At 42.5% G+C, this 14697-nt stretch carries 20 protein-coding genes; 7 read left to right on the plus strand and 13 right to left on the minus strand.

Going from position 1 to position 14697, the window contains the following annotated elements; translation table 11 throughout:
- Window positions 1-118 precede the first annotated feature (118 nt).
- From NHN17_RS02425 to NHN17_RS02445, 5 genes are read right to left on the minus strand one after another with little or no spacing between them, the layout of a single operon-like run.
- Complete coding sequence (locus tag NHN17_RS02425; protein WP_255040527.1) at window positions 119-253, minus strand: hypothetical protein; 135 nt, start codon at window positions 251-253, stop codon at window positions 119-121.
- A 23-nt stretch (window positions 254-276) separates the two neighbouring features.
- On the minus strand, window positions 277-528 hold the full coding sequence (locus NHN17_RS02430) for a hypothetical protein (RefSeq protein ID WP_255040528.1): 252 nt from the start codon (window positions 526-528) through the stop codon (window positions 277-279).
- A gap of 28 nt (window positions 529-556) precedes the next feature.
- Window positions 557-859, minus strand: coding sequence for a CTX-RstB family phage integration protein (locus NHN17_RS02435; protein WP_255040529.1), 303 nt, complete (start codon window positions 857-859; stop codon window positions 557-559).
- 18 nt (window positions 860-877) lie between these two features.
- Window positions 878-2152, minus strand: coding sequence for a replication initiation factor domain-containing protein (locus NHN17_RS02440; protein WP_255040530.1), 1275 nt, complete (start codon window positions 2150-2152; stop codon window positions 878-880).
- Complete coding sequence (locus NHN17_RS02445; protein WP_255040532.1) at window positions 2136-2345, minus strand: hypothetical protein; 210 nt, start codon at window positions 2343-2345, stop codon at window positions 2136-2138. The genes NHN17_RS02440 and NHN17_RS02445 overlap by 17 nt, the downstream gene beginning before the upstream one ends.
- A gap of 118 nt (window positions 2346-2463) precedes the next feature.
- Between NHN17_RS02445 and NHN17_RS02450 the strand changes: the two genes are divergently transcribed.
- A complete protein-coding gene (locus tag NHN17_RS02450; RefSeq protein WP_255040533.1) occupies window positions 2464-2820 on the plus strand; it encodes a DUF3693 domain-containing protein in 357 nt (118 codons plus the stop codon).
- 270 nt (window positions 2821-3090) lie between these two features.
- On the opposite strand, the gene yciH is transcribed toward NHN17_RS02450, so the two are convergent.
- Window positions 3091-3414 carry a stress response translation initiation inhibitor YciH gene (yciH, locus tag NHN17_RS02455; protein ID WP_255040534.1) on the minus strand — a complete coding sequence of 108 codons (324 nt, stop codon included), beginning with the start codon at window positions 3412-3414 and terminating at the stop codon, window positions 3091-3093.
- A 117-nt stretch (window positions 3415-3531) separates the two neighbouring features.
- Here yciH and NHN17_RS02460 point away from each other — a divergent pair, with 117 nt between their 5' ends.
- Both NHN17_RS02460 and NHN17_RS02465 read left to right on the plus strand, forming a co-directional pair.
- Window positions 3532-4137 (plus strand): HAD family hydrolase, encoded by a 606-nt coding sequence (locus NHN17_RS02460; protein ID WP_255040535.1) that lies wholly within the window; start codon window positions 3532-3534, stop codon window positions 4135-4137.
- A gap of 112 nt (window positions 4138-4249) precedes the next feature.
- Window positions 4250-4741 carry an ATP-dependent zinc protease family protein gene (locus NHN17_RS02465; RefSeq protein ID WP_373689533.1) on the plus strand — a complete coding sequence of 164 codons (492 nt, stop codon included), beginning with the start codon at window positions 4250-4252 and terminating at the stop codon, window positions 4739-4741.
- A 116-nt stretch (window positions 4742-4857) separates the two neighbouring features.
- Here NHN17_RS02465 and NHN17_RS02470 read toward each other — a convergent pair whose 3' ends face one another.
- Window positions 4858-5238 carry a DUF3319 domain-containing protein gene (locus NHN17_RS02470; RefSeq protein ID WP_255040536.1) on the minus strand — a complete coding sequence of 127 codons (381 nt, stop codon included), beginning with the start codon at window positions 5236-5238 and terminating at the stop codon, window positions 4858-4860.
- Window positions 5239-5405: 167 nt separating this feature from the next.
- On the opposite strand from NHN17_RS02470, the gene NHN17_RS02475 reads away from it, so the two are divergent.
- Complete coding sequence (locus NHN17_RS02475; protein ID WP_309243477.1) at window positions 5406-6380, plus strand: tyrosine-type recombinase/integrase; 975 nt, start codon at window positions 5406-5408, stop codon at window positions 6378-6380.
- An 81-nt stretch (window positions 6381-6461) separates the two neighbouring features.
- Here NHN17_RS02475 and NHN17_RS02480 read toward each other — a convergent pair whose 3' ends face one another.
- The 4 genes from NHN17_RS02480 to NHN17_RS02495 all read right to left on the minus strand — a co-directional run bounded on the left by NHN17_RS02480 (window position 6462) and on the right by NHN17_RS02495 (window position 9139).
- Window positions 6462-7100, minus strand: coding sequence for a putative adenosine monophosphate-protein transferase Fic (locus tag NHN17_RS02480; RefSeq protein WP_255040538.1), 639 nt, complete (start codon window positions 7098-7100; stop codon window positions 6462-6464).
- Window positions 7090-7248 (minus strand): YhfG family protein, encoded by a 159-nt coding sequence (locus NHN17_RS02485; protein ID WP_255040539.1) that lies wholly within the window; start codon window positions 7246-7248, stop codon window positions 7090-7092. Before NHN17_RS02485 ends, NHN17_RS02480 begins: the two co-directional genes overlap by 11 nt.
- A 120-nt stretch (window positions 7249-7368) precedes the next feature.
- Entirely contained in the window at window positions 7369-8361 is a 993-nt protein-coding gene (locus NHN17_RS02490; RefSeq protein WP_255040540.1) for a D-alanine--D-alanine ligase, read from the minus strand.
- Window positions 8362-8614: 253 nt separating this feature from the next.
- On the minus strand, window positions 8615-9139 hold the full coding sequence (locus NHN17_RS02495) for an SPOR domain-containing protein (protein WP_255040541.1): 525 nt from the start codon (window positions 9137-9139) through the stop codon (window positions 8615-8617).
- 187 nt (window positions 9140-9326) lie between these two features.
- On the opposite strand from NHN17_RS02495, the gene NHN17_RS02500 reads away from it, so the two are divergent.
- Entirely contained in the window at window positions 9327-9809 is a 483-nt protein-coding gene (locus NHN17_RS02500) for a DUF2301 domain-containing membrane protein (protein ID WP_255040542.1), read from the plus strand.
- Between the two features lie 163 nt (window positions 9810-9972).
- Window positions 9973-12666, plus strand: a complete 2694-nt coding sequence (locus NHN17_RS02505; RefSeq protein ID WP_255040543.1) for a bifunctional acetate--CoA ligase family protein/GNAT family N-acetyltransferase — start codon at window positions 9973-9975, stop codon at window positions 12664-12666.
- Window positions 12667-12700: 34 nt separating this feature from the next.
- Here the strand turns inward: NHN17_RS02505 and NHN17_RS02510 are convergent, their stop codons facing one another.
- Together NHN17_RS02510 and NHN17_RS02515 are read right to left on the minus strand one after the other, a co-directional pair.
- Window positions 12701-12889, minus strand: coding sequence for a hypothetical protein (locus NHN17_RS02510; protein WP_255040544.1), 189 nt, complete (start codon window positions 12887-12889; stop codon window positions 12701-12703).
- Between the two features lie 92 nt (window positions 12890-12981).
- Window positions 12982-13878 (minus strand): LysR family transcriptional regulator, encoded by an 897-nt coding sequence (locus NHN17_RS02515; protein WP_274125081.1) that lies wholly within the window; start codon window positions 13876-13878, stop codon window positions 12982-12984.
- Window positions 13879-14212: 334 nt separating this feature from the next.
- Here NHN17_RS02515 and NHN17_RS02520 point away from each other — a divergent pair, with 334 nt between their 5' ends.
- Window positions 14213-14572 (plus strand): hypothetical protein, encoded by a 360-nt coding sequence (locus tag NHN17_RS02520; RefSeq protein ID WP_255040545.1) that lies wholly within the window; start codon window positions 14213-14215, stop codon window positions 14570-14572.
- The last annotated feature ends 125 nt before the right edge of the window (window positions 14573-14697 follow it).

The raw sequence follows: 14697 nt of genomic DNA on the forward strand, positions 1-14697 counted from the left end.
AGCCGCCTTATACTTTACCGTTTTATCACCGCCAACCTTGCAAGACGGCATAACCGGATATTGCCCCAATCAATGACCAGACGGTTATAATTAAATCATGCAAAAGGGGAACCATATATTAAGCCTTGTTAACGGCACGCTTGGCAAGGGTGATCCCTTTAAACGCCATTGCAATACCAATAATAACAACACCCGTTGTACCAACAAAGGTTGCAACACTCGCTAAATCAACAGCAGCAAAAATCTCAGTCATAATTGTAATCTCCGTTTAACAAATTAAAGTTTGCGAATCAATTTTTTCGCAATACCGACAGGATAGGCAGCAAAATAACCAAAGATGATAATTGCAGCAAAACCATAACCAAATGCCTCTGTTATTTCTTCTGCTGTTATTTCAAAGTCGGCTATATAGCTGTCATAGTTCGAGCTACTAACTAACACATAACTAGTACACTCTGATAAACCTTGAGGAGTGACGAACAAATAACCTTGCTCGCTAATGTCAACACAAATATCATCCTTTGGCATGAGACACACCCCCAATAAACAATTTCAGTTATTCCTTAAAATCCACAACAACATTTCTAGTTGGATTTTGCGGGTCAGGTTCTAATACAAGTTGAAGCTGGATAGGATAGGAGAGGCCCGCAAATTGTGCATACAGGTTTTGATTAAACACCATTGGAATTTGTTTTTCTTGCATACCGCAACGCTGAATATTGTGGTCATCATTTTGAAATGATTCAGCAGCAGCAAGATACATCACATTGGCCATTTGATAAGGCTTAGGGGAACCCGATTTTTTAGAGATACCCGAGCCAAGTACAGAACCCGTTACCATTACCGTTAATGTTGTCATTGTCGATTTCCTTATTCATTATGCTAGGGAATAAATATCGTGATTATCCGGATTGATGAGTTTCATGCACCGAAGCCGAATATCTTTTGAATTTTCCGTTTCCTGATAAACAGGTTGATTAAGTCGGTTGGGTATTTCATGCGATTCAAGGTGATTGGTCAGCATATTCACAATCTGTGAATCATCCAAATCCAAACATTGACGCATGAAGTTGACGAGTTTGCCGCATTGGGTAGCACCGTTACGCACCGCATTATCAACACTGGTAAACCATTTGCGCTTGTGAGTAGCAATCATGCATTGCTCTTCTTTGCTGACAAAGCCAAGGGCAGGGTATGCACCCGCCAAATACTTATCAGGCGTAAGCAACACATCAAAAGGCAATACACGATCTTTGGCGCGAAGCTCAAGCTCCCAACGAACCCAATCTTTATGCTCTTCTGATTTGAGTTGCTTACCTTTTTCATACACACGCAACAACTTACCCGCGTCACGTGTACCGACATAGAATGACTTGCCCTTATCAGCCACGAAGCCATAGCGCTTTTTGACAGTCTCTTCTTTACCTGATGATTTCTGATAATTGCAAAGTGACGACATATGCCCCGACTCGATATAGCAATAAGAAGCAGGGCGACCACGGGTAATAAATTCACCATGTTCAGCCATTTTACGAGCCGTTTTGATGTTGTATTTGCCGTCCAATGAATCGAAAGCAATATCAACACGGGTAATTTTTGCACCAGGCAATTCGTGTAATGCGCGATAAACCTCGTTCAAATCCAATACCGCCGTACCCGTACCGGAGAACGAAATATAGCAACCGTGATTTTTGGCCCCCCAAGCACACAAGCCAGCTTGTTGACCATTAACAAGAATGTTGGCGGAATGCGGATAACCAGAAAAGCCACCGGAACGCAGGGAAAAGGACCAGTCATTGCCAAACAAACCGAGGCCATGATTCAAACGATTAATGAAACGGTCAACCTCACCACGACATAAACAATCCAAGGTATTCAAGCCGAAATGGTCAAGCATGTCGCGTTTGATCTCATGAAACTTGCGGGAGTCAGTACCAATAGCAAATTCAGTATCCCGCAGCTTGGCATTAATCGCCGCCTTGTAATCAATAGCGGCAGTATCTAATGCTTGATGAGTGACGTTGTCACCGTATTCGTTAAACTCAAAACCACGAATGGCCTTGATGGATGCGCCCATTTTAGTCAGGTCGAAAATTTGAGCCAGCTCTTCGGGGGTCCAAGAGAAGGATAGAAAATCAATAATCGCAGACATTGTCGAAAACCCCCGAGTCATAAAGTGATTGCCAGTTGTCAGCCGTGACCAAGTGGAGGTCATAACCATCCGGATAGAAATCTTGCCCGATTTGGTGCAGTTCGGCGTAATTGCGAAAATATTCCGGCTCACCATCAATAAAGGCGAAACCCGTACCGTCATCATTCATTTCGTAATAGAGCTGAGTGCACATAATCTTGTTTTCACATGTAAATTGTCACTTTTGACAATCGTAATTGCCAATTTAGACAATTACAAGATGCCAAAAATGACAATTAAAGAGCTACAATAGAAAAAAAAGAGGATTCAACATGTACATAAATCAACTGCTAAACAAGTACAAAGAACTAAAAAACTACATACAAGACAAGCAAATTGCAGCTGATTTAGGTATGGACACTGCAAAGCTAAGTAGAATAAGAAAAGGCGACCGCTATCTAACTGAAAATGAAGCTATTTTCTTAGCTGAGCAAACAAATACAGATGTACACGAAGTCTTGATTTATCTAGCCGCAGACAAAGCCAAAACATTCAAAGCAAAACAAGCTTGGCAGGACATCACGGCAAAGTTAAGTAGCCAAGGATTTAGGGGCTTAACCCTTGGTTTGACTGGATTTTTAGCCCTGAGTGAACCCAAGATTCAGTGCGCATTATGTATATTATGTTAAATAAGGTATTTAACTATTTGTACCTAGAACCGATTGCCTCTCCATTCTAACCTGCTCTTCTATCAACAATTTTAATTTTGCTCTTCAATTACAGTGTCACTTAACGCTATTTAACAGTAATGCTTATTTACCATAAAGTAGATAATTTGCAGATGAGCAAAATGCCTTGCGCAAGATGCGTGTGTCAGTTTGCTATCGTGAAAATTATCTAATAAAAAGCCCCAAGCTATAAACTCAGGGCTATTTGTTGTTAGTGGCTTTGCAATTGAATTAACCGCCAGCCAGCTTTACTGTGTGACCTTTTTTCTCTAACGCTGCTTTGATTACGTCACGTTTGTCACCCTGGATTTCGATGTTACCATCTTTAACCGAGCCACCACAGCCACATACTTTTTTAAGCTCAGCAGCCAACAACTTCAATTGTGCGTCTTCCAGGTCTAGACCCGTAACAATGCAAACACCTTTACCTTTACGGCCTTTAGTCTGGTGCTGAATACGAACAATGCCATCGCCTGTTGGACGTTGTTGAGTTGGCTTGTCTTCTTTAATGCGGCCAGTTTCTGTTGAAAATACCAAGCGGCTGTTGTCGTTCATGGGATAATCTCATTAAATTTCTTGGATCTGTGAACCAGGTAATATCTTGTGATTTCTCATTTGTCTATCACCTGAACCACAATTGTATCAATATTAGGTACTGTAACGGAAACAGATATGATTAAAAACGTAATTTTTGATTTTGGCGCAGTTTTGTTTGAATGGAACCCTGCAAAGATCGTGTCTTCCTTTACAGATTCCAAGGATGAGCAAGCTCTTTTGCTCGAACATGTACTTCGACATCCAGACTGGATATCACTGGACCGTGGCACAATGTTAATGGCTGAAGCTATCCCTCGCTGTGCTGCCCGGGTCAATTTGCCCGTATCCAGAATGGAAGACTTTTTTGAACACATCCAAAGTAATCTACAGCTCATCGATGACACCTACGATTTAGTCAATCAAGTTCTTAGCCTCAACTATTCCGCTTACTTTCTTACAAACATGAGTAGCGCTTTTTTTGAAAAATTGAATGAGCAACACGGATTGTATCAGTTGTTCGACGGTGGATTAGTTTCGGGTAAAGAGCTAGCCATTAAGCCCGAAGCTGAAATTTTTGAATTACTTTGCCAACGTTTTGGTATCGACCCAACAGAATCACTCTTTATTGATGACCAGCAAAAAAATCTAGATACGGCAAAAGCGCTGGGGTTTGAGGTATTCCATTTTAAATCACCAGGTGAAAGCTGTTCAGATATTCGTAATCTGCTAAGAATTAACTAGAGTTTTCATAAGTAGATGAGATTCATATAACGTTCATCTGATAAATGGCATATTGCCCTCAGTTTGTACCTAATAGTCAGGAGTTTTCGTGAAAAGACTTTTTATCCCAGCAATGTTGTTCTTCTCTGTTATTGGTTCCAATCTTGCCATGGCTGAGTCAAAAAGTGACGATTCGAAATCGATTGTAGGTCAGGTCGAGACGATTAAAGTCTATGATTTAGAAATGGATTATCTTGCCCGCATTGATACTGGTGCCGCGACGACTTCGATACATGCCAAGGATATCAACGTTATTGGTGACGATAGTGACAGTGATAATATGCGAGATCATCTGGGCCATACCGTCGAGTTCACCTCCGTCAACGAAAACGGAGAAAAAGCTCAATACAAAGGAAAAATCGTTAAAGTGAGCAAAATCCGTAATGCTCAAGGCGTTGAACGTCGTTATTCGGTAGAAATGGATTTAGGCTGGAACGGTGAGCATAAAACAGTCACCGTCAACCTTCGTGATAGAAGCAAACTTGACTACAAACTGTTGATTGGGCGTAACTGGCTTGAAGGTGATTATCTCGTTGATGTCGAAAAGCTTGATGAAAACGACTAGTAATACCAATCTGGATAATATGTAGGTTTGTATTACTATCAACTAGCTCGAAAATACTAAAAACGCCCTACTCTGGGCGTTTTTGTTTGACGACTATGTCATAGCTATTGAGGATATTATTTTTTCTGCATTTTAGTTATCACGAGATCCAAGTGCTTTTTAATGGCCGTCGGCGATCCTTTTAACAGTTTCGTTCCAAGGATCACATACCAACCATTGAGATCTCCGTTGTCATTGATTAACTTGAAACCCTTGTAGTCCTCAACTTTTTGACTCGCTTTTTCTCTTGAACCCGCAATAATAAATTTTTCGGGTGGCATAAATGTCTGCATGTCATACCACCAATCAATACTTTTCTTTACTAACGAAAGCTTACTGATAATGGTGTTTCCACTGATGGTTGTTTTCCAGCCATTTGGTGCTCCTGAGGCATTTTCAATGTTGTGGCCTCTGTGGAACAGTCTTTTTTTCATTTCTGCCTCGTTTGGTTGAGCCATACTGAGCCCTATGGTTATCATCAGTATTCTTAAATATAAGCATCAAAATCTTTGATTGCCTGCTGTTAAGGCTCATTAGTGTTACATCTGCACAAATTATATATCAAGTTAATCGAATTCTATATGAGATTGTTATAAACTATAAATTATAGTGCATTAGGGGTTATATGATGGCCAAAGAAATTCCACCGATTCAAAATGAAGCTGATTGCTTGTCCAGTATCAAACGTTTTCGTCATCACTTGGAATCAACAGTATTACTCGATGAATTGACACACAATCAATATGCATCTAATACTCTCATCTCCTTCAAAAATGACTGGAATAACTTTTTAGTGTTCTGCAGCTCAGAGCACATTCCTTCGTTACCAGCTAAACCAGATACCGTGCATCGTTATATTGAGCTAATGGCGAAAAGCCGAAAGTTAGCTAGCCTAAAGCGTTACATTATAACTATCTCGCTTATTCATCGCTGTCATAACTTAAGTGACCCCTGTGCTAAAACAGAGATTCGACTAGCCATGAAAAAACAGCAACTTGATAAACACGACGATTACCAGAATGCAGCTCCCTTCCGTGATGAGCACCTGCAACAGCTACTAGATAGATTCGAGTTATCTACAAAACCTAAAGATATCAGAGATTTGGCTATATGGGCAGTCATGTTTGAAGCAATGCTGAAACGTAGTGAGCTTGCCGCGCTGTGTGCGGAAAATTTATACATCCATAGTTCGGGTTTAATAGATTTGGAGGTCGGCTCGACGACTATTGCATTGAGCTCAATTGCGTCTAAAGCCTTACAACGCTGGCTCGTCATTGGCATGATTTCGGAAGGCTTTGTGTTCAGGCGTATCGACCGACACAGTAATATCGGTGATAAGCCATTAGATCACTCTTCCATATACCGTATTTTTCGTCGTGCCAGTGATGAATTAGGATTAGGTGACACGTCCCTATTTTCAGGACAGTCTCCACGTGTCGGAGCAGCAAAAGATTTATCCGATGCCGGCATGTCAATAATCGATATTCAAGAACAAGGCCGTTGGAAAAGCCCTGCGATGCCGGCTCAATATGTCGGAAATACTGATCGACATGAGAAAGAGATAGGTAAGTTTATCAAGCCTAAACCGTGGGAAAAATAGTCATTTTAGGTTAGTGATGATAATTTTATATTGAGTTAATAATACAAAATTATAGTGCGCTAGGATATAGCTAATCTTATGTTAGCGTTTTGGCTCATCTGTCCAATGTTCGTTGTAACCCGCCGTTAAATTAATTGGTGTAGTTATTCGATCAAATAACGCGTGTAACCGTTCCATATTGCCAAAATAGCCGGCTTGGTTGGCCTCTACCCACTCTTTCAAGCTAATTCCCTCCCAGCAAATCTCATACCCAGCATTAATCGCAAGGATTTCAAAAAATATGCGTTGTACTCGGCCATTCCCTTCTCTGAACGGGTGGATGACATTAAGTTCACAATAGAAGAAAGCTATTTTTTCAATGAAGTCATTTAGTTTTAAATTACACAGGTGGTCTTGGTTCGCTAACTCACTTAATAGCTTTTGGGATTCACGTTCAATATTTTCCCAATGGCAAAATCGGGTTTCTCCCTTGGTAATATCAACCGTTCTTTGTAACCCAGCCCATGAGTAGAGATCTTGAAACAGGATTTGGTGAATTTGTTTAAGGTATTCGAAAGTGAAGTTATGGAAGTCAGGTTCAAAGTGACTCGCTCGCACCCTTGTGAAATCCCGCTCTGCCGCTTCAAGTTCATCCTCATCACGGATATTGAGCAAGTTAATTAGAACTGTACTGTTTGGATAACAATCTGGGTCTCTATCAACCCCATATTTATCTGGCATATTGTCCTTTCAGCTTTTTTATATGTTCAACTTCAGTCAGTACACTATCATTACTTTCACTCTCATCAGACTTTAAGTGAATACCTTCTAGTCGTAAACTGGCTCGATAGTTCTTCCCTTGCAACTGCTTAAAGCGCTGTTTTTTCATATCATCCGTTAACATTAATTACTTGTCGCCTCATAATTGTTATCTTTACTGGCGTGCTCTACCTAAAGTATAGCCAGTTTACTTCGGAGTGAAAAAAGCCGGGATAAACCCGGCTTATAATTACCTCACAGCATTCATTATCGCTTGCTCTAAGAAGCCCTTAAATGTATGACCATGATTTTCAAGCATTTTAGGAAACATCGAAATGGGTGTCATACCTGGGAAGGTATTGATTTCATTTAGCAGGATTTCACCATTTTCACTCAAGAAAAAGTCAATACGGGACAAATCTTTAAGCTTCATATGTATAAACGCTTTACGAGCATACTCACGAATGTCTTCTATTTGTGCTTCCGTCAGGTTGATTGCTTCAACGGCAGTCGTTGAATGGCTGTCAGCGCTGTACTTCTCTTCATAGGTATAAAACTGGTCGTCAGGACAAGACACTTCACCTGGCTTGGTAATAATTAGCTCACCATTGTATTCGTAAGAAGAGATTTCTAATTCACGTGGCTTAATGGCTTTTTCAATCAGCACTTGCTCGGAGTAACCAAAAGCAGCATTCACCGCTTCTGCCAATGCTTCTTTTTCAGTGACGCGGTAACAACCAACCGACGAACCTTGGCTGGCAGCCTTTACAAACACCTTCCCCCACTTATCAAAAGCGTTTGCTGCCTCAAGATGCGACTCTTCACAGTTTTCACTTAGGAATACATAGGGAGTATTTGGGATACCTAGTGCATCAAACCACAGTTTCGTCGTGATTTTATTAAAACAATTTGTGCTCGCTTCCGCACCACAGCCAAGATACGGTAATTTGGCCATATCTAGAAATGACTGCAGGTCGCCAGTTTCACCAGGGAAGCCGTGGACACATGGAATAACGTAATCGACAGTCTGTTGCTGTTCACCCTGATGCAACGTGCGGTCAAGCGTAAGATGGTAAAGCTGACCTTGTTCGTCAAACCAACCATCCGTATTCATTTCCAATCGGGTATAGGTAATGTCGTCAATCTGCTTGAGCTGCTGTTCAATGTAATTTGCAGATACTAGAGAGACTTCGTGTTCGGCACTTCCACCGCCACAGAGTAATAAAACGTGGATTGAGCTCATTATCATCCCTTGTCTAAAGTTCTTCCTTAATAGTAATAAAAAAAAGGTGACTATTGCACCTCATATCGTTCTTTATGGCTACTTATTTCGAAATCTTAACAATAAGCAGTCATTCGAGCCAATATTTACTCGCAATGCATGATATTGATTTGCAAAAAGCACAAAACCCACAACCTCACTATGTAGGATTGTGGGTTTTGACAACATAACAACGACAGTGATGGTCGCCAAGGCAAACCTGATTGGTTTATCGTTAGTTCAAACGAGTCAACTTCGGTGTGGGAGAGGCTTTAACTTCAGCTAAATCTCGAATAAATGGCCCGTACTCTTTAACATCTCTAGGTAATGCCTCAAGAGCCTTACGGGCTTGCTCTTTGGTATCAAAATTTCCGTATAGCAAGGTATACCACGGAACACCGTTAAGTTGTTTTGTGTTAGTCCATACCGGTTGGTCTGATGGAAGTTTATTCATGTACGATACGAAGCCTTTATTATGACTTAGCGCCAAGACCTGTATCGAGTAACTGGCCTTAGACAGCTGCAAACCTGAAGCTTTATCCTCTTCAGCGGCTTTTTTTATGACGTCAGCAACAGTTGCTTGATCTACACTTTCGCTGCTCGAGATTGTATCCTCTTCCAATTTAGCCAAAGTCTCTGACTCAACTTGCTCCTGAAGATATATTTCTTCTTGGGATGAAGTAATAATCTCAGTATTTTCAGAATCTGAAGCGCACCCAGACATTGCCGTAACTACGGCCAATATGGCTAGTTTTTTCATTATTTCTCTGCCAAACAAAAAATCTAGTCACATTCTGCCGTCTGAATTTCCACCATTCAAGCCTAAGTTTACGTTAGATCAAAAACTCTCGGCCCTTCATCACAAGAATTAGAGGTAAAATACTTCTGCATTCTTTCTTTCGTTTCATTGGAGGTCCAACATGGCCGATCCTCACATTAAGAGCGACTTGGACAATCTGGATAAATTGACAGTGATCCTATATCGCTCTGCGCTTACGGCCGCAGCAGGAATAATGTCAATTCTCGCTTGGGAACTTGATGTTGGTACAACGGCACTTGTCATTGCAGCAATTATTGCAACGACTACGGTACATATTTACGATAAACGCTTCCGCTGGTTAATCCTCGGTAGCGCGCTTTTCTCTGTTATTTGGCTTTTGAGTGGCCTTTGGCAACCATTGGCTCTTGGGGCGGCTTTATTCTCTTTTAGTGCCCTTTCCATAAAAGAGTACTTTTGCTTTCAATTAAAGCCTTTATTGCTCACCCCTTTGGCTTTAGCCGGGTATTGGTTTTGTTTGGTCTTCGGCCAACTGCAAATCAGCATCGCGTTCAGTATGACAGGCGCAATGTTACTGGCTGTTGCCGCATTTTCTAAATGGTGCATGCCAATGCATTACGATATCGGCGATAAATCCAAGTACCAAATATAAACCATTTTCCATCAGGCTATTCAGGTGGCAATGGACTTGCCACCATCATTCCCTTACCTAATTCATTGATATTAGGCATTGATCACAGCTCCTACACTTTAGTCAGAAACTCGATGTTGCTTTAGTTACACTCAGTGAAAATCAATGCGAGAATGAGGGTGATATGGACGGATTAGACAAACTACTTAAACCTAAGTCAATTGCCGTAATCGGTGCCTCGGACAACCCAAACCGAGCCGGTAATGTGGTCATACGTAACCTTTTATCAGGCTCTTTCCATGGCCCCATAATGCCAGTCACCCCCAAATACGATGCCGTTGCTGGTGTTCTCGCCTACCCTACGATTGAAAGCCTCCCTCGCATACCAGATTTAGCCATCGTTTGTACCAATGCTCATCGCAATGTCGACATTATTCGCCAGTTAGGTGAAAAAGGCGTTAAAGTCGCCATTGTGTTGGCTGCGGGGATGGCCAATATTGTAGAAAGTGGACAAACAGAAGAGCAGCGAATGTTCGATGTTGCTCGGCAGTTCAATATGCGCTTGGTCGGGCCCAATAGCATGGGGCTGATTCTGCCATGGATTAATCTTAACGCATCCTTTTCCCCGATAGCCGCTAACAAAGGTAACATCGCCTTCATTTCTCAATCAGCGGCAGTATGCACCACTATATTGGACTGGGCTAAAAGCAAAAATGTCGGATTCTCGACTTTCCTTTCCCTTGGCGATGCCTGTGATATCAATTTCGCCGAGTTATTGGATAACTTATGTCGGGATAGTAAGACCGAAGCGATATTGCTTTATATTGATTCAGTAAAAGATGCACGACGGTTTATGTCGGCAGCTCGAGCCGCAGCGCGAAACCGACGGATTTTGGTAGTGAAAAGCGGTAGAACGCCCGCAGGCAGTGCCGCAGCTTTCTTGCATACCGGCTCTCCTGCCGGACTGGATGCCGTCTATGACGCAGCGATTCGACGTTCCGGTATGCTAAGAGTAAACAATACCCATGAACTGTTCGCTGCCGTTGAAACACTCGCCCACTCAGTCCCATTGCGTGGAGAAAGGCTGGCTATTTTGACTAATGGTGGTGGCCCGGCGATCATGGCGGTTGATGCATTGGCCGATCGAGGCGGAAAACTTGCTCAATTAAGTGAAGAGACCACCAGCAAACTCTCGGCTATATTGCCGTCATGTTGGCCAAAGGCAAACCCAATAGATATCATTGGCGATGCCGATATTAGTCGCTACGAAGAAGCAGTCAAAATTCTCCTTGATAGTGATGACTTTGATGCACTGTTAATCATGCACTCTCCATCAGCTATTGCGACAGGCAACAAGACAGCTCGCCGATTGGTTGAAGTGCTCAATGCCCACCCTCGTACCCGAAAATTTAATATATTAACCAACTGGGCAGGTGAAGATGAGGCCGTTGCCTCTCGTAAAATTTTCACTGAAGCCGGTTATCCCGCATACCGTACCCCAGAAAGTGCCGTGTCAGCTTTCATGCATTTAGTCGAATACCGACGAAACCAAAAACAGTTAATGGAAACTCCCGTATCATTTGGTGAGACCAAGGCCAACCCAAAGCACGTACATGACGTTGTGAACCACCTTCTGGCACAAGGTGTCTCTCAATTAGAAACTCACGATGTTAGGCCAGTGTTAGAGTCCTATGGCTTTAATACCCTACCAACCTGGATTGCTGGCGATCCAGCAGAAGCCGCACATATTGCTAACCAAATAGGCTACCCCGTTGCCGTGAAGTTGCGCTCGCCTGATATTCCCCATAAATCAGAAATTCATGGCGTTCTCCTTTATTTGCGAACGGCGGAAGAAGTTGCCAATGGCGCGCAAGCGATCCTTGATCGTGTGTCATTGGATTATCCGCATGCAAGGATCGACGGTCTATTGGTCCAGAGAATGGCAAAACGTGCCGGCGCTCAGGAGCTTAGGTTATCCGTGCACAACGATGATGTCTTTGGTCCTGTCATCTTGTTGGGTGAAGATATGGAAGATTGGGACATTCACAAAAATGCCGCTGTGGGCATCCCGCCATTAAATATGGCGCTAGCCCGATATATGGTCATCAATGCGATCAAAACAGGCAAAATTACCCAGCGTAACTTGCCGGAGAAAATTGATATCCCAGCGCTATGCCGCCTGTTGGTCAAAACGTCTCAGTTGATAATTGATTGTCCAGAAATAGAATCATTCGATATCCACCCGCTACTTGCCGCAGGCAATGAAATGACAGTTATTGATGCCTCGATGACTCTGCGCAATTTTATTGGTAACCGCCAAGAACGCCTGGCTATTCGGCCTTATCCGAAAGAGCTTGAGGAAAAGGTTGCCTTGAAGAACGGTGAACAGATATTGCTTCGTCCTATCCTGCCAGAGGATGAACCTCAGCATGCCGAATTTATCGCCAAAGTGTCGATTGAAGATCTGTATAAACGCTTTTTCTCTGACGTAGGAGAATTCAACCATGAAGCGCTAGCAAACTTTACCCAGATAGACTACGACCGTGAAATGGCCTTCGTTGCGGTTCAGGAGGTAACAAATAGCCAAGGCCTGGTTGAAGAAACTATTATTGGGGTTACGCGTGCCCTGTCAGATCCAGAAAACATTGAAGCCGAGTTTGCCATCCTTGTTCGTTCTGATCTTAAAGGCGTCGGGCTAGGAAGCATTTTAATGAATAAGATCATTCGCTATTGCCGAGAAGCTAGGATTCAGCGTATTACCGGAATGACCATGCCTTCAAACAGAGGCATGATCATGCTTGCTCAAAAAGTCGGGTTTGAAATCGATATTCAAATGGAAGACGGTATTGTTGAAATGTTACTGCCTCTCAAGCAGTAATCACAGACCGAGTGATGGAAAGGTGGCAGCATGACTATGCTGCTGCCACCTCTTCTTCTTTTTCTTCTTTTAGAACGATGGCCGTAGCCAGCAGGTTTTGTGCAAAATCAATGGCAACATCCCAATCTTCATCCTCAATAGCAGATTGAAGATCAGCTAAGAAGCTTTCCAGGTATGCATTACGATCAAACTCTTCATCAAATGCTGTATTTTCAAATTTCATACATCCTCCTAAGTTGAGGGTGCATGATATTAGTCACAGGATTTTGTGCTTACCTTTATACGCCATTAAATAATTTCGAATAACTAACGTTGTTAGTTCCGAGCCTGCTTTTTCCAAAGCGAGGCTATATGTTGGATACACCAAGATTTTGCTTTCCCCATTCGGCTACGGTTCCAAGCTAGCACCAACTCAAGCTCATTAACGGGATCATCACCAATAACCACCAACTCCCCCCTTTCAATAGCTTCTTTTACGTAACGATAAGACATGGTCGCAATGCCTAACCCGGCTTTCAACGCTTTTAACTTGTCGTGCATCGACCCCACAGTCAGTAATGGCTGATCATCAAGAATGTTATAAGTAATAGGCGGTAAATTGCGTGCCGTGTCGGCAACAGCTATGCCTCGATATTGTTTGCGAATGACCGGATCCAGTGGGTATTTATGCTTGTGAATAGGATGATCGGGGTGCGCTACCCAAATCGTGTCCAAGGTACCTAATGTTTGAATTTTCACTTCGGGAGGTGCGACAGTTGGCGCTGGAGCAATAAGAATATCAGCTCGATCTTGCGCTAAGGCTTCCCAACAACCCGCCAGTATTTCTTCCTGAAAGCGAACTCGTGTTTTACTTTGCTGAGCAAGTCCTTCCACCAGCGGGAACAAAGCGTCCACTTTAACCAAGCCATCGTAGGCAATCGTAATATCAAGCTCCCAGCCATGAGCCAATGCGCTGGCATCAGCGATCATTTCATCTGCCGCCGTCAATAACAGTCGGCCTCTTTCAAGCAGGAGGTGTCCCGCTTTGGTAAACACAGCTTTATGGCCAGAGCGATCAAAAATCACCAAGTCTAAATCTTGTTCAAGTTTCTGAACCTGATAACTCAAAGATGAAGGTGCCCTGCCAAGCTCTTCCGATGCTGCAGCAAAACTACCTCGTCGCTCAATAGCATCTAGCACCATCAAAGCCTCAAAAGACAATAGCTTGTTCACCCTTTCTCCTTGTCATATGGCGACGTGAGTTCGAATTCATAACACGCCTTATTCACGCTACAGAATAATCATTCAAAATGTTTTGTATATACCCCGTAAAATTTCATACCATTGTGATAACTTAGTCATAAAAGCGACTAAAATCGTGCCGATTCAACACCTTGTTTATGCTCAACTTGATCTAAGCCAAACTCTTTCTCTTTACACTGATTTAGATTGTATTTAAAGGCAACATAACAACTACTCAACCTATTTGCTTGTTAAAACACTTATCAATAACGGACATCATTATCGCCTATGCCCTGTGGCATAATGAACCTAAAGGAGTTCTCGGATGGACAAAACCTCACAGTCACTAAGCCAAACCCTTTCGTATTTGAAACTATGCTCTTCACAAATAATCTCACACCAACTTTCAGTTTCTTCTCAGGGCTCAGCGAAACAAGTCAGCGATCTTATCTCTCTCGGCTCTATAGAACTCGACCACGCCAACAAACAAGTCACAGAACTACAAAAAACATTATTCCGAGCGCTACATGCCCTCGAGGCAGGGCAAACTGACGTTGTACATAACTCACTTATTGAAGGCATTAAGCAGATTAATAATGAGTTAACAGTCCCTAAAAAAAAGTGCTTAACCATACATTCGAAAGCAGATAATGAAGCCTTAAGTGAGCCAACTCTTGCTGGATAATTGAATACTATTGCAATGTAACAGATAGCATTAATCTGAATTTTAATAACAATAATTAAGGGCTGTATATCCTTATCTCAGAATAAACAGCCCTGCACCATGATGGAATCTGCCGGATACCTACG

The sequence above is a fragment of the Photobacterium pectinilyticum genome, from assembly GCF_024357955.1.
GTDB classification, from domain to species: domain Bacteria; phylum Pseudomonadota; class Gammaproteobacteria; order Enterobacterales; family Vibrionaceae; genus Photobacterium; species Photobacterium pectinilyticum.

Coding starts and splice junctions, on each gene's coding strand:
- NHN17_RS02445 (WP_255040532.1), bottom strand. CDS start 2,345: ATGTGCACTCAGCTCTATTACGAAATGAATGATGACGGTACGGGTTTC.
- NHN17_RS02430 (WP_255040528.1), bottom strand. CDS start 528: ATGCCAAAGGATGATATTTGTGTTGACATTAGCGAGCAAGGTTATTTG.
- NHN17_RS02485 (WP_255040539.1), bottom strand. CDS start 7,248: ATGAAAAAACAGCGCTTTAAGCAGTTGCAAGGGAAGAACTATCGAGCC.
- NHN17_RS02505 (WP_255040543.1), top strand. CDS start 9,973: ATGGACGGATTAGACAAACTACTTAAACCTAAGTCAATTGCCGTAATC.
- NHN17_RS02495 (WP_255040541.1), bottom strand. CDS start 9,139: ATGAAAAAACTAGCCATATTGGCCGTAGTTACGGCAATGTCTGGGTGC.
- NHN17_RS02435 (WP_255040529.1), bottom strand. CDS start 859: ATGACAACATTAACGGTAATGGTAACGGGTTCTGTACTTGGCTCGGGT.
- NHN17_RS02460 (WP_255040535.1), top strand. CDS start 3,532: ATGATTAAAAACGTAATTTTTGATTTTGGCGCAGTTTTGTTTGAATGG.
- NHN17_RS02425 (WP_255040527.1), bottom strand. CDS start 253: ATGACTGAGATTTTTGCTGCTGTTGATTTAGCGAGTGTTGCAACCTTT.
- NHN17_RS02490 (WP_255040540.1), bottom strand. CDS start 8,361: ATGAGCTCAATCCACGTTTTATTACTCTGTGGCGGTGGAAGTGCCGAA.
- NHN17_RS02475 (WP_309243477.1), top strand. CDS start 5,406: ATGATGGCCAAAGAAATTCCACCGATTCAAAATGAAGCTGATTGCTTG.
- NHN17_RS02520 (WP_255040545.1), top strand. CDS start 14,213: ATGGACAAAACCTCACAGTCACTAAGCCAAACCCTTTCGTATTTGAAA.
- NHN17_RS02510 (WP_255040544.1), bottom strand. CDS start 12,889: ATGAAATTTGAAAATACAGCATTTGATGAAGAGTTTGATCGTAATGCA.
- NHN17_RS02465 (WP_373689533.1), top strand. CDS start 4,250: ATGTTGTTCTTCTCTGTTATTGGTTCCAATCTTGCCATGGCTGAGTCA.
- NHN17_RS02450 (WP_255040533.1), top strand. CDS start 2,464: ATGTACATAAATCAACTGCTAAACAAGTACAAAGAACTAAAAAACTAC.
- NHN17_RS02440 (WP_255040530.1), bottom strand. CDS start 2,152: ATGTCTGCGATTATTGATTTTCTATCCTTCTCTTGGACCCCCGAAGAG.
- NHN17_RS02470 (WP_255040536.1), bottom strand. CDS start 5,238: ATGGCTCAACCAAACGAGGCAGAAATGAAAAAAAGACTGTTCCACAGA.
- yciH (WP_255040534.1), bottom strand. CDS start 3,414: ATGAACGACAACAGCCGCTTGGTATTTTCAACAGAAACTGGCCGCATT.
- NHN17_RS02480 (WP_255040538.1), bottom strand. CDS start 7,100: ATGCCAGATAAATATGGGGTTGATAGAGACCCAGATTGTTATCCAAAC.